The organism is Mucilaginibacter sp., from assembly GCF_025359345.1.
Classification (GTDB): domain Bacteria; phylum Bacteroidota; class Bacteroidia; order Sphingobacteriales; family Sphingobacteriaceae; genus Mucilaginibacter.
On record NZ_JANYGQ010000005.1, the window covers coordinates 149,843 to 163,952 of the forward strand.

Here is a 14,110-nt window from a genome sequence, read left to right on the forward strand (position 1 = left end):
ATCATGAAAAAAACAAAACTATTAACTGTGGGCATGTTCACCGCATCTTCGTTCGTAGCAACAAGCTTAATTGTAAACCCTAATGTGTGGTTTATGGTTGCAGCAAGTGCGGTAATAGGCTACAGTATAATTGTTAAAAACCGCAAACAAGTGCAGCTTCAAAAAGCTTAACGCTAAAATCTTAGTTTATCCTAATTAACTATTAACTGTAAATTTGGTTAATCAAACCTGTTTAAATTATTTAACAGGTTTTTTACTTTTCCGTAACATTTGCTTACCAACATCCGTTGAACAACGTTTAGCGGATTTTTCTTGTCGCGAGTTTAAATTCACATAGTACTAAAATAACCTATTCACAACAAAAATATGAAGAGAATTAAGCAACTCTTTTTTGCCTGCCTTACCGTTGGCTTGTTCACATTTCAGTCGCCTGCGAAAGCCGATGGGCATAGTGGCCCCGCTGATGACAGTAAAACCAGCAACAAAACGACAAACAATAGCGATACGGGTACAAGTGCCCCAGTCAACAATAATATAGCATTTTTAATTGTAGTTGGCGTGGCTATCGGCGGTAAAATACTCTCCGATAAAATAAAATCGGTAAGGCAATAACGTTGATAAACCCCTTGCTATAACATAATTCGCGGTTTTTGGAGTTTAAATTCCTCCTAAAAAATAAAGCCACCCCTTATGGATGGCCTCATCAAAAATTTATTCTACCTTATTGATCATGGCACTTATTTGGTCAGCTCTGTTTCGTATAAAACATCGCCTTTGTAATTAATGGCTTTCACATTTAAGCGTTTTGCATCTATAGAAAAATACATAAACCCATGTTCTGAAGCCTGGAATTTGCTGTAAGGTAGACCGGATGTTACAGGGGTTAGCTCAGAACCCGCCCCCGAAATAAAAAGGTGGGTAACGCCTTCCGGCTTTAAGTGTTGTAACGAATGTTCGTGACCGGTCAGGTAAACATCAACCTTATAATCTTCAAATGTTTTTGTTAGTGCCTTGCGCATGGTGAGGGTATCCGAATTATTGATACGCGGGCCAACAGTATAATGCGGATGATGGCCGATTACAATTTTCCATTTCACATCGGCCGATGCATTGCCCAGGGTTTCGTGCAGCCATTTCATTTGCGTTTCAACCTGGGCTGCCTTTGCTTCGTGCAGAAAAGGGTCGGTATCAATCATTACCAAAAGCGCTTTTCCTGTTCCCATCCCTTTGTTCAGCGTAATTTCCTTTGAATAATAAAGCGACTCGAGGTTCCACCGACGGCTTATTTTACTGTAACGGATTTGGGCGTCAACATCTGAGTGGTAGTCATGGTTGCCCATCACGGGGTACCAATCGCATTGCAGGGAATGGGCGGTATAAATATTTTCGAAGGAGTAATGCCACAGCGGGTCGAACTCGCTTACCACGCCTTTAGGGTAAAAGTTATCCCCTACCGAAACCACAAAATCATTTGCATGGGCAGCTCCCCAAAAACCCATTTGTTTGGCAACCGCTACCTGGTCGTATTCGCCGTTGCGGCCCCAGTCGCCAAGCGCCATAAAATGCAGGGCGTAGTCGTCTTTTATTGCCGGTAAAAGCGTCAGGTCTTCGCTTTCAAAATGGGTTACCCTGTCGCCTGCAAATGCTGCCAGCGGGGTTATTAATGATGCGCCTATAGCGGTTAGGGCGGTATTACGTACAAAGTCTCTGCGTTTCATATCAAAACTTAATTAACCTGGCCGGCTATCAGCCATAATATTTAATCCGGGCAAATTAAAGCCTAAATATTGATTTTAAAAGCGCTGAAATATTCTTAATCCTTTAGTAATTAAAACTTAACAATAGCACATATATAGCCACCAAAGCGCACGTTAACTACACCTTTATCTAATAGTTACTTAACACCTGTAAACATACAGCTCCACTACAAACACTCTACAGGTGGTTATTAAACAGGGCTACATGCGTTAGCGGCCATTTTTGTTTTTAATTTTACCGTAACCAATTACCACTAATTACCATGTCGATATTAACGCGGTTAGCCAAAGCCACCAATTTATTTCTTATATGCCTGTTATTAACAGCAGCTGCAACAGTTAGCGCACAAAACAAAAAGCCTAAGTTTAAGGTGATAGCCTTTTACACCGCACAGGAAGACAAGGCCCACATCAGCTTTGTGCACGAGGCTAACCCATGGTTCGCGAAAATGGCAACCAAATACAATTTTGTTTACGACTCTACCAAAAACTGGAACAACCTTAACCCGGAGTTTTTAAAAGATTACCAGGTGGTGTTGTTTTTAGATACCCGGCCCGACGTGCCTGCCCAGCGCGAAGCCTTTGAAAAATACATGAAAAACGGCGGCGCCTGGATGGGCTTCCACTTTGCCGCGTTTGCGCTCACCCCATCAAAATTTAACCAGGACTGGGACTGGTACCACAACGAGTTCCTTGGCTCAGGGCAATACGTGAGCAATATCTGGCGACCATCACCGGCGGTGATGGATATCGATAACAAATTCGGCGCAACCAAACATCTGCCCAAAACCTTCCACACCGCACCCAACGAATGGTACCGCTGGGAACACGACCTGCGCCAAAACCCCGACATCAGGATACTGGCGTCTATCGATTCTGCCAGCTTCCCGCTTGGTACAGGCCCAAAACAATCCGAAATATGGCACAGCGGCTTTTACCCCGCAGTGTGGACCAACACCAAATACCGCATGATATACATGAACATGGGCCACAACGATATGGACTATGAGCACAAGTATAATAATACCGATAAAACCTTATCGTACACCTTTGCCAATGAAATGGAATCGAAGATGATTTTGGATGCGCTGATGTGGTTGGGTGGTAGAGATTAGTTAATTGGAGATTAATAATAAATCACGTCATTGCGAGGAACGAAGCAACCTCTAAACTATGCAGACCAACGAACCTTCGACTTTGTGGATTGGAAGCGGCCGCATGCTCCACACAATCTTACCGTTCCGTGATCGTCCTATGTAGAGGTTGCTTCGTTCCTCGCAATGACGCGCGTAGAGTCCTAATCTCTAATCAACTAACCTCTAATCAACTAGTTATTCAACCAATATGTAAACTTAAACACCAATCCCCGATTCTTAACGAAGAATGGCCTGGGCAGGTAGTTATCCGTATAAACAATAAAGAAATCGGAGGCCGGGCGGTAGCGCCATTGCAGGCGGGTGTTGATGTTGATGTTTTTGCCCTGCTCGTTATATTGGAAAAAGCCGGTGAGGTAAAACTTGTTGGTCATGGTAACATCAACCCTTGGGCCAACCAGCCAGAATGACTTTTGCCCCCAGGGCTGCGGCAGTTGCAGGTTGTTGTAGGTGGTGGCCATCTGGATATTTACATACGGCTGAAAACGGTAACCCACATCGTTTGCCAGGCTGAATTTCTTCCCGCCGTCGTAGTAGCCGCCATAATCCAGCGTAAAATCATAGGTAAACAAGCTTTGGGGCACCGAAAAGAAGGAGATCTCGGCGTTGTTCCAGTGACTTTGCTGACCTATGGGTAAAAAGTTACCGGTGTAGTTGGTTGGGTCGTAAGGGGCTAACAGTCGTACATAATCGTGTTCAACCAGGGCGGTTAGTATACTTTTGCTTCTGAAGGTTACCTGGTACGATAGAAAGGCACGGTTATCAGTCGGCTTAAACCCGCCATCGTAATAATCAGTTAAGTTAAGCGTAGGGCCGTGACTTAGGATGATGCCCTCTTTCGGGAAAAACAGGCGGCTGATGTAAGGGTTAAACTTTATGTATCCCTGCCTTGGCACATAACCAACACCCGCATCATAATTAGCGCCAACTACCTCGTACTGGCCGCCTACCGTCCAATACTTATTGGCGAATTGCAGGTTGCCCGCCTGTGTATAATCATGCCCTTTTTTATTGGGACTGAATGATTTTAATACCAGCGCCTTGCCTGTGAACAAATTATCGGCCGATGCCAGGTTGTATTCGATACCGAAATTGGTATTATATTTTGAATTAGCCCCGGTTGTTGCCGCACCGGGCGGATAATTGAACGATTCCTTGTTAACCAGCATAAAGCCAATGTTTGAGCGGGCAAAAACCTTGCGCTGCAGGGCAATCATGGTAAAATTTTGGGCAGGCACGCGGTTATCGTCATTGCTATTGGTTTGCATATCCATAACACCAATGCGCCAGTTACGGTCGAGTTTGCCGCTCAGCCTTGCACCGGCAATGATGTTTGATGTTAAACCTATCCTGCGTGAAAAAAACGGGCGGATAGACGCGTAGCCGAAGTTGTTGAACTGGTCGCCATTCTCTAAAAAAAACTGGCGGGTTTCGGGGTAAAACAGTTCATAACGGCTCAGGTTGGTTACCTGCTTATCCGCATCAACCTGCGAAAAATCGGGATGCACAGTCAGGTCGAGGTTCAGTGCCGATGATATGGCAATCTTGGCATCGCCGCCTGCTTCAACATGTACGGCCGTATTCTTATGGTTTTGATAGTCTTTGCTGATACCTGTGAGCACATAAGGGATCAATGAGATATTCTGCCCTGCTTCGGGTGGTGGTGTATCCCATACCAATGTACCAGTATACGCCAGCGATGCCGTAGGAAATTGGCGCGGCACAGGCGTCCAGCTTGATTTTTCGGTAGTCTTCAAATCATTGCGGCTGAAATTTATACCCCATTCTGATATCCCCTTTTTATAGCGGATAGATTTAAAAGGTATGGACGCTTCAAAAATGTATTTATCAGGGTAATCCTTAACCGCCGACTCCCATTTATTTGTCCAGTTTAAATCAACCTTGCCACCCTCGTACATGGTGCCGTCCCACTCCGCCCCTACGGCATTTGCACCAAAGCTAAAGCCATTGGTAAGGTCGTTATAGGTATCCATAAAGAAAATAAAGTTGTCGTTCTTCTGAAAAGCGAAGTCACGCTTTAACGATTCAACCATACTTTGGCCGGGTAAAGCTTTATAGCAGGTGGCTTCAATGTAAATGTTTTTATCATCGTAAGCCATCCGTACTTCGGTGGGAACTTTTGACACGCTGGTATCCATCGGCAGCACCATCCTGAAGTTTTTGGCAACCTCGGCGTCCTGCCAGACTTGCTCGTCAATAATGCCATCAATTTTAACCGGCGAGGTTACCCGGTGGATATGATATTGGTAGTTGCTATTCTTCTTTTGAGCTAAAATATGCAGGCTAAACAGGCAGCAAATGAGTAAAAGTGAGAGCTTCAAATTATGGTGGTTTTAGTAATTATATAATCGATTATACATATATTTCCCTGATATTACCCCTGTTTCCATCATTTTTGATACAAATTGAATATATTCAGGTTCATTCTGGTACAACTACAGGCCAAAATCGTCCAAAATAAGTGCAATCACACCGTAAATGTTGGTAAATAGACCATTGTTAGTTATTTTCAGTTAAAAAGTGTTAATTTTTGAAAAATAGTTGCGAAAAAATTAGTCTCGTAATTCTATAGATTATATCTTTGCATTAATTATTATTTTCGTCCTAACCAATTAGTTCTTTATGATGAATAATGAGGTCAGTTACTACAAAAAAGAGTGAGCGCCCGCTTCCTCTTTTTTTGTTTTATAGCCATTTTAAATCCCGGTTTAACCCATCCGGCAGGTCCCCTTCCAGGTCTGAATTATACTCCCGCAACATCACCCCGCCCATAGCATTGCCTTTAGCACTTACCAATTGCCTTACGTTTTTCATAAAACCGATGTAAATTATGTTTTAAATTTTGAGCCTTATCCTTTTCTTCTCCAGCACCCCGGTAATTAATATCACAATGAATGATATGGCAAACGACCGGATAATGCCACCTGTGCCCTCATCTAAAAATTCAGGATACCTGAAATGAACCAGCGACATGAGGCCCACCAAAAGGTAAGGTATCAAATAACAGGTTAGCGTGCTGGTGCCGGCAGGCTTGATAATTTTAAACCAGTCTTGTTTGCCTTTAACATCAACCAAAAATATAATCAGCTCGAACAATAATACCCCTATCCCGGTGCAAAGGTATATCCATGAGGGTGTGGAGTGAATTTTTGATATGCCATGAGTATAAGGGCGCACAATAAAGCCAAGCACAATTAAAGCTGCACCCAGCGCCGTAAATGTTGGCCATAGCCATTTGTAGCTGCCTTTGGCTATTATTTTTGAATACAGCAACGATACTACCACCCCAAACATCATCAGCGCAGCGCACGACCCATCCTTAATTACCCATATGCTCAACCGGTAAATTTTATCCTTGAAAACCAGGAACACATCGCCATGCGAAATAAGATTGACTATAACCAGCGCAACCAATGCAACAACCAGCCAGGCGAAGTTGCCTTTTACCAGCAGGTATGTACCGGCACAAACCAGGTAGGCCCAGCCAATAAGGCCCAATATGCCCCACCATGATGGCTCCAACCAGCGGGTACCAGTTCCTTCTTCGGCATTGCCTTTATATAAAATGCCGAGAATAATCAATATCGCAATGCCAAGGCCCATTAGTCCGTAGCGTTTGGCTTTGGCCATGGTTTCGGGGTAATCAAGCCAGATTAAAAAGAAGCTGGCGGTGAGCAAAAGTTCCCATACGGCATGGGGCAGCAGCGCCTGGCTACTGTACTCTTCCATATTTACATGGAAAAAACCCATCACTATAAGGGCAAACGAGCGCAAAAGAATATAGCCAGCAATTTCCCCAAAATTAGCTTTTTCGAGCCGCCGGCCTATTGCCAGCGGAATTGACAAACCTGCGATAAACAAAAACAGCGGAAAAATGGTATCAGCAAAGTGCATCCCGTCTTCCCAGCCCTTTACATGGTCAATCCATTGGGGTACATGGCTAACGCCGCTGAGGTCGTTAACAAAAATCATGAAAAACATATTGATTGCCCGGAGCACGTCGATAGATAAGAGGCGTTTTGGCTGAAGCATTGTAAAGGGTTTTTAACCAGGTTTGTATAAATTGATTTAAATATAAGGGCTATTATTTTATTTTTCGTGTATCGTTTCTGTTATAATTACATAAGGAGGTATATCTTTTTAAAAAACATTAATAACATGGGCGATGGGCAGATTTTTGTAGAGGAGTTGTAGTATGTAAGGTTAGAGGTTATTTAACCACGGATATTGCAGAGAAGTCGCTGAGTGAGGAAGAAAAAAATGTGAACAGCGATTATACTATCTGGAAATAAACAGCCAGTTGTTATTAGTTTATGCGCCAAAGCGTTAACTTGTAAGATTAAACCTGCGGGCGCCTGATGGACTGGCTAAGCAAAGGGCAAAACAAGTGCGGATCCTCAATAATAAATATTGAACGACAAAAAATTTAAGAAAATACCTCAACCCCGATCAATTTAAGATTGACCGAATCAGGCGTTGACCTGCCGCACCAAAAAAGCATAGGAAATACATCCCGGTAATTTAAACAATTACCAACTTAACAAGGTTTAGTACACAAAAACCAAAGGCAAGCCACTGAAAGACCTAAAGGACTAAAAGCACTGCAAATTGTGAGTTTGCTTACACAGGTAGATAGAGAGTAAAAGGCGCACCCTGGCGGGCAGGCCCTTTACTTGTATTTTATATTACCAACGGCTACCACCGCCGCCACCGCCACGGTTGTTATCCCTTGAGTAGCCGCCGCCACCGCCACTACCACCACGGTTGCCACCGCCGCCGCCATAGCCACCACCGCCACCGCGGTTGCCACCATAACCGCCGCCGCCGCCGCCTCTGCGATCGTCGCGTTTCTTTTCTTCAGCCTGGCTAACTGCAATTGACCTGCCTTTAACATCAGCGCCGTTTAAGCCGGTGATGGCTTTCTGAGCAGCCTCATCGTCTGGCATTTCAACAAAGCCGAAACCCTTGCTTCTGCCGGTTTCCCTGTCACTAATTAATTTAACGGTGCTAACTTCACCATAGGCTTCGAAAAGCTCTTTTAAATCGGCTTCCTCTAATGAGAAAGGAAGACTTCCTACGAATATGTTCATCAAAATTTAATTTATTACGGGCGAGTCTACTTTTTGCTCACCACCTTTTATTAACATCAAATATAGTAATAGATATTTTATACTTACTGCAACTATTTACAAATACACGCAACTTATTTTAAAAATACATTAAATAACCTGTTTTATTTGATAGGTTTTGTCGTTCAACTTAAACATTGCCCCTGCTTTTTGCCCTAAAAGCTTTGTTCCAATGGGCGATGCGGGCGAAACAGCAAAATATTTTCCGTCATCAACCATTAATATCCCCGCGCTAACGGCAATGTAAAAATTACCATTATCAGTTATCACAACGCTCCCGGTGTCGGCTTTATCAGAAACAGTGTTTGGGTTAATTTTGTTTAGGGCAACCTTTAATTTGTTTGCTTCATTTAGCTGCTTCATGTTGCGGTCGGTTTCCTGCTGCATCATTTCGCGCCCGGTTTCGTATTTATCGCCGGCACTGCTCTTTGTATCGTCGGTTGATGCCTTTTGTGCCTCGTTAATTGCCAGCTGGGCAGCTTCCATGCTTTTTTGTACATAACTTAAGCATTGATTATATAGTTGTTGTTTGAGTTGGCTCATTTTTTTGACGTAGTGAAAGCCGGAAAGATAGCGTTTTTGTTTAGAAGAGACTGTAAAATACGAAAGCCCCCTTGCACTCGCTGCTTGGGGGCTTTCAACCTAAACCTTATCACAATTATAAATGCGAGAATGCATTTATACACCCTAATAACGCAATTAGGGCCTTAGTGTTTTATTAAAATTAAAAAACTTACGTTTTTATGATAATTTAGCTAAAACCCGCTTAAACTACTGTTAAGTCAACAGTCTTTAGTCGAAAGTCATTGGTCGAATTCTTGTCTTTTCTGACTTAGAACTCAAGACTTTCGACTTGAGACTAACCGTTAATTTGTGATTGACGCGCAACTAAAGGTAACAGGCAAAAAACTTTAAGGTGTGGATGATGTGCGCTGCCCAATAACTCCACTCGTGGCCACCCGCATTTTCAACATATTGATGCAGCATGCCTTCATTATCCATTTTTTTGTGGAGGGCTCGGTTATAATTGATCAGCAAGTCGCCGACGCCGCAATCAAACCTTACCGGCGGCAACTGTTTGCGATATTTTAAAAACGTTTCAAAAACATCTTCGTCGGTAATATTGTCCTGCGCGTAATGCTTTAGCGATTCTTCAACAAAAAACTTTATTTGCGGCAGGCTGGTCATTGATGAGTGCCCGGCAATGGCCCTGAATTTATGGCCATACTTTGCGCCAATACGCAATGCACCGAAACCACCCATTGACAATCCTGCAATAAACAATGGCGATTGCTTATTTGCACCCCTTATTGTTTCAATTATTGCGTCAGGTACATCTTCGGCTATCCATTTTTCAAAGTTGTAACCATCGATCGGTAAAAATGCCGATCCATCGCCCCACATTCCGTCGGACGGCATGGCTATTATCATAGGCGGCAACTGACCTTTTTCGATAAGTTCATGGGCATTAATATGAACGCCTGAACTTAAAGGCCAGCTCCAGGCACTGCCATAAACACCATGTAAAAGTATAACGATGGGTAAAGTATCATTAGGCCCGGTACCGGGTGGAACGTAAACGCAAATATCACCCCGGCCTTTTAGGTTTGGGGTTTTTACTGTTATAAACCGGAGATTATTACTTTCGTATGCCGGATTCGATATCTCTAAAGTTTTAAATCGGGGCATTGGCGTAATAGTTTCCGGCCTGGTACGAAATATGACCATTGTATTTTGAGCTGTAAGGTTGTTTTTAATGCAGATGTATTCTCCGCTTCCAGGCTGTAACGTATAGTTTAGGCAATTTGCTACAATTGTCAATAAAACAATTAAGCGGCATCCAAATAAAGCAACAACATAAAACGAACGCGCAAAAGAAAGGTTAATTTTTAGTTTAAAAAATGAAGATATAGCCTATTTGCTGGGGGATATTATTCATTATCATATCATTTACGCTGTCTGTCAACAACTATCTTAACCTTTAATGATAAAATTTACCATTTTTATAATAAGTTCGGCATTGTTTAACCGGGGCCTGATATTTACTTTCACCTTGCCAATAAACATCCTAAATGAAAGCTAATTCATTAATAAGCGCGCTGTTGCTGAGCATTTTAACTATCAGTACTGCCAGCGCGTTTCAGAAGAAACCACCCGTTAACCACGAAGAAATAATATACCACATTTTTCAACGCAGTTTTTACGACAGTAATGGCGATTTACACGGCGACCTTAACGGGATACACCAAAAATTGGATTACCTGCAAAAGCTGGGCGTTACAGCGGTATTGCTTACGCCGCTGTACGAGTCGGTGTTTTATCACAACTATTTCTCGAGCGATTTTAAGAAGATAGATCCCCGGTATGGGACGTTAGCCGATTACCTGGCGCTGGTAAAAGACCTGCACCACCGTGGCATGAAATTTTATATGGATATGGAAACCCAGTATGTAACCGAAGACCATATTTGGTGGAAGGATGGGATAAACAACCCCACATCGAAATACAGCGACTATATTATTTACGACGATAAAGAGCATACCAAACCCACCAGCATTGTGTTTGGTGTAAATGGCCTGCTGGGTTACGACAGCGTTTACCGCAAAATAACCACCGTAAACCTAAACAGCCCTAAAGTACTGGATTACAATTACGGGCTTTTTAAATACTGGATGGATCCCAACGGAGATGGCAAATTTGATGATGGCGTGGATGGCTTCAGGCTTGACCATATGATGGACGATCTTGACGGCAAACACCTGATGCCCCATTTGTTTGATACCTTTTGGAACCCGCTGATAAACAAGTTACGCGTAGTAAACCCCACAATAAAAATTATTGCCGAACAGGCCCAGTGGCTAAGCCTCGGGCTTGATTACCTGGATCACGGTAGTGTCGACAGGGTATTTGCATTCCGGCTGGCTTATTCAATTCGGGCTTTCAGCAAAAAAATGCTGACAGAAAATGCTGACTCAACCTTTTTGGCAACGCCTGCAAATAAGCAGCAAATAGTATTTATTGAGAACCACGACACGCCGCGTTTCAGTTTTGGTGTAAAAGGCGATGTGGACAAACTAAAAATTGGCGCCGCACTCAACCTGCTGATGGGTGGCGTACCATCCATTTACTACGGTCAGGAATTAGGGATGACGGGTAACAGCGCAACATTCGGCGCAACCGATGCTAATGAACTGCCCGACCGCGAAGCTTTTGAATGGTATAAAACCGACCAGGGCAAGGGCATGGCTTACTGGTATAAACAAAAAGGGCCGCATAAAGACTCGTTTAACAGTGATAAGCCCAATGACGGTGTGTCGTTAGAAGAGGAGCAAAACGCCCCTAATTCACTGTGGAACTTTTATCGTCAAATAATAGCCATCCGCAAGGCCAACCCGGTAATTTCAACCGGAACTTATAAAACACTGGCTAATGATAATGAGCACTTATTCAGCTTTATGCGGTATACCGGTAATAAACAATTTATAGTAGCAGTTAACCTTTCAGATAAACCGGTAACTGCAAACATCATTCGCGGGTTGGGCAATAAGCTTAAGATAGTTTATGGTAAGGTAATGCCGGTTAGCAATAGCAGTTCGATGGCGGTGAGTTTGCCGGCGTATGGAGTTGGAGTGTGGGCAGATTAATCTTACTGTATCGCTTGTATCGGTATAATGGACGCCACAGTGATACAGCAATACAAACAAGAGATATATCAATATAAAGAGTTATCAATATATAATTATTATAAATGCTTTTATAATTAATACCAGCTGTATCGCTTGTATCACTGTAGTGAATCAACTGGCGATACAGCAATACAAACAAAGGAGTATAGCTATATCAATAGAAAGAGTTATTAATATATAATTATTATAAACCCTTTTATACTTAATACAATCTATATATTTCTTAATGAAAATAACAGTTAACTACTTGATTGTTCTGTATCACTATATTGTTCAATACACCGATACACGCGATACAACCTGCTTATTAAAACAACGCCCAGCTTATCTGCATCGGTCGATATAACATAAGCATGATACCCAAACCTTCTATTATTTATATCCAACCCGTTTGATTGTTCTGTATCACCAGATTGCTCAATACACCGATACAAGCGATACAACGATGCCCTGTCCTCTTTTCCCCTTGTAATTGTCGTGCCCGCACCCCGCATGGGTTAAATACCTGGCATACATTTGTAGTATAAAAATCAAACAAAAAACTACGATGAGAAAATTAAGATTACAGATGCAACTATCGCTCGATGGCTTTGTTGCAGGCCCAAACGGCGAAATGGACTGGATGACATGGAACTGGGGCGATGACATAAAAGCCTACGTTAATGCCATAACCGACCCTATCGATACCATTCTTTTAGGCGGCCACATGCCCGAAGGTTTCGTAGGTCACTGGAAAAATGTAGCAGCAAACCCGGAAGATGAGGGTAATGCATTTGGCAAAAAGATGTACGATACCCACAAAGTGGTTTTCACAAAAACGATGACAGAATCAAAATGGGAAAACACCGTGCTTGCCAAAGGCGATATTGTGGAAGAGGTAAACAATTTAAAAAACCAGCAAGGCAGCGACATTATTACCTATGGCGGCGCAGGCTTTGCATCGAGCCTTATAAAGCACAATTTGATTGATGAATACCAATTGTTCATCAACCCAACAATAATCGGCAGTGGCATGGCTATTTTTAAAGATGTTGCAGAAAAACTCAATTTAAAACTAGTGAAAGCTACACCGTTTAACTGCGGCGTTGTGGCGTTGATGTATGAAAAATAGAGGCAAGAAGTTGAGAATCAAGAAGTCAAGAATCAAGAGCCAAGATAAAAAGACTATAGTGGTGATGCGAAGCCTATTTCTCCAGATGAATTCTGCAGGCGACACCTTAAGAAAAGGTTATCCCGATTGCGTCACAGACGCAGCGATTGTGTAATACAGCAAACTTAATGCGATAAGTTTCTTGATTCTTGACTTCTTGATTCTTGACTCTTGCTATCTTGATTCTTGCCTTCTTGACTCTTGCTTCTCTCCTCAAGCTACGCTCTTATCATCAGTTTCGTGGAAGCTTCGCATAAATTTTTTGCGGTAATTAAGCGGGCTGAGGTGCATTTTCACCTTAAACATTTTATAAAAGTGCGATACGTCACCAAAGCCGCTTTCAAAGGCAATTTCGGATATAGGTTTATCGGTTTGCACTAATTGTTGTGTAGCATAATTAAGGCGGTACTCAATTATGGTTTCCATAAAGGTTTTGCGGGTAATTTTTTTAAAGTATTTGCAGAATGCGTTGGTAGTCATATTGGCAATGCCGGCTGCGGCGTCTAATGATACCTGCTGCCTGAAGTTTTCAACCAAATAGGCAAATACGGGGTTAATACGTTCCTGCTCGGCGAGTGTACGCTCACCTATCACCTGGTTTTGGTCAAGCTGGACATATTCAGACGATTGCGCTAATCGTTGCAAAGCTTCCAGCAGGCCTATCAGCAATTTGAAGGCATTTTGTTCATCACTTAATGCCAACAGGCTTTGGCTGACAATTTTTTGGGTATCACCATGAAAACTGATGCCGCTACCACTTTTTTGAAAGAGGCGTTTGATGTGCTGCAATTCATTCTTATCGAAAAAATCATCACCTAAAAAAGCACCGTCAAATTGAATTACAATAGCGCTTCCCTTGTTTTCTGTGTGGTTGCCGTGCTCCAGTTTCCAGCAATGGGGCAGATTGGGGCCTAAGAGCACTAAATCGCCGGCGGTAAAGTTTTGCATGTGGCTGCCAACGTAGCGTTTGCCCGTGCCTTCAAGAATGTAAGTGAGTTCGTACTCGGGATGAAAGTGATACGGCGCATCAAAGCCAACACTATCGAACTTCCGGAAGAGGAACGACTGGCCGTTTGCCGGCTGCAGTATCTCGTACGAAGCCTTTATCATAGTATATTTTAATAATTTATTATGATAGATTAAATGTACGGATAAAATAATCCATTATTATTCCATTTAAACCATTTTTTTCAGAAAAAAGTATAATTTACTT

13 protein-coding genes are annotated in these 14,110 nt (G+C 42.7%); 5 read left to right on the forward strand and 8 right to left on the reverse strand.

Annotated features, from left to right (window positions below; all coding sequences use genetic code 11):
- The first annotated feature begins 3 nt into the window (after positions 1-3).
- Together Q0R52_RS02515 and Q0R52_RS02520 are read left to right on the forward strand one after the other, a co-directional pair.
- Positions 4-171: a hypothetical protein gene (locus Q0R52_RS02515; protein WP_295791793.1), complete on the forward strand. Its 168-nt coding sequence runs from the start codon at positions 4-6 to the stop codon at positions 169-171.
- A 195-nt stretch (positions 172-366) separates the two neighbouring features.
- A complete protein-coding gene (locus tag Q0R52_RS02520) occupies positions 367-612 on the forward strand; it encodes a hypothetical protein (protein ID WP_295791796.1) in 246 nt (81 codons plus the stop codon).
- Between the two features lie 125 nt (positions 613-737).
- On the opposite strand, the gene Q0R52_RS02525 is transcribed toward Q0R52_RS02520, so the two are convergent.
- Entirely contained in the window at positions 738-1,718 is a 981-nt protein-coding gene (locus tag Q0R52_RS02525) for a metallophosphoesterase (protein WP_295791799.1), read from the reverse strand.
- Positions 1,719-2,020: 302 nt separating this feature from the next.
- Here Q0R52_RS02525 and Q0R52_RS02530 point away from each other — a divergent pair, with 302 nt between their 5' ends.
- Positions 2,021-2,872, forward strand: a complete 852-nt coding sequence (locus tag Q0R52_RS02530) for a ThuA domain-containing protein (RefSeq protein WP_295791801.1) — start codon at positions 2,021-2,023, stop codon at positions 2,870-2,872.
- Between the two features lie 212 nt (positions 2,873-3,084).
- On the opposite strand, the gene Q0R52_RS02535 is transcribed toward Q0R52_RS02530, so the two are convergent.
- The 6 genes from Q0R52_RS02535 to Q0R52_RS02560 all read right to left on the reverse strand — a co-directional run bounded on the left by Q0R52_RS02535 (position 3,085) and on the right by Q0R52_RS02560 (position 9,750).
- Entirely contained in the window at positions 3,085-5,253 is a 2,169-nt protein-coding gene (locus Q0R52_RS02535) for a DUF5916 domain-containing protein (RefSeq protein ID WP_295791803.1), read from the reverse strand.
- A 364-nt stretch (positions 5,254-5,617) separates the two neighbouring features.
- Positions 5,618-5,746: a hypothetical protein gene (locus tag Q0R52_RS02540; RefSeq protein ID WP_295791805.1), complete on the reverse strand. Its 129-nt coding sequence runs from the start codon at positions 5,744-5,746 to the stop codon at positions 5,618-5,620.
- A 21-nt stretch (positions 5,747-5,767) separates the two neighbouring features.
- The gene (locus tag Q0R52_RS02545) at positions 5,768-6,964 is read right to left on the reverse strand and encodes a DUF5009 domain-containing protein (RefSeq protein ID WP_295791807.1); all 1,197 of its coding nucleotides are present in this window, start codon (positions 6,962-6,964) and stop codon (positions 5,768-5,770) included.
- A gap of 653 nt (positions 6,965-7,617) precedes the next feature.
- Positions 7,618-8,022 carry an RNA-binding protein gene (locus tag Q0R52_RS02550; RefSeq protein WP_252793134.1) on the reverse strand — a complete coding sequence of 135 codons (405 nt, stop codon included), beginning with the start codon at positions 8,020-8,022 and terminating at the stop codon, positions 7,618-7,620.
- A gap of 129 nt (positions 8,023-8,151) precedes the next feature.
- Positions 8,152-8,604: a 3-oxoacyl-ACP synthase gene (locus Q0R52_RS02555; protein WP_295791809.1), complete on the reverse strand. Its 453-nt coding sequence runs from the start codon at positions 8,602-8,604 to the stop codon at positions 8,152-8,154.
- A gap of 345 nt (positions 8,605-8,949) precedes the next feature.
- Positions 8,950-9,750, reverse strand: a complete 801-nt coding sequence (locus tag Q0R52_RS02560) for an alpha/beta hydrolase-fold protein (RefSeq protein ID WP_295791811.1) — start codon at positions 9,748-9,750, stop codon at positions 8,950-8,952.
- Positions 9,751-10,133: 383 nt separating this feature from the next.
- Here Q0R52_RS02560 and Q0R52_RS02565 point away from each other — a divergent pair, with 383 nt between their 5' ends.
- Together Q0R52_RS02565 and Q0R52_RS02570 are read left to right on the forward strand one after the other, a co-directional pair.
- Positions 10,134-11,705 carry an alpha-amylase family glycosyl hydrolase gene (locus Q0R52_RS02565; RefSeq protein WP_295791813.1) on the forward strand — a complete coding sequence of 524 codons (1,572 nt, stop codon included), beginning with the start codon at positions 10,134-10,136 and terminating at the stop codon, positions 11,703-11,705.
- Positions 11,706-12,294: 589 nt separating this feature from the next.
- Positions 12,295-12,858, forward strand: a complete 564-nt coding sequence (locus tag Q0R52_RS02570; RefSeq protein ID WP_295791815.1) for a dihydrofolate reductase family protein — start codon at positions 12,295-12,297, stop codon at positions 12,856-12,858.
- 252 nt (positions 12,859-13,110) lie between these two features.
- Here Q0R52_RS02570 and Q0R52_RS02575 read toward each other — a convergent pair whose 3' ends face one another.
- The gene (locus Q0R52_RS02575; RefSeq protein ID WP_295791816.1) at positions 13,111-14,007 is read right to left on the reverse strand and encodes an AraC family transcriptional regulator; all 897 of its coding nucleotides are present in this window, start codon (positions 14,005-14,007) and stop codon (positions 13,111-13,113) included.
- Positions 14,008-14,110 lie beyond the last annotated feature (103 nt).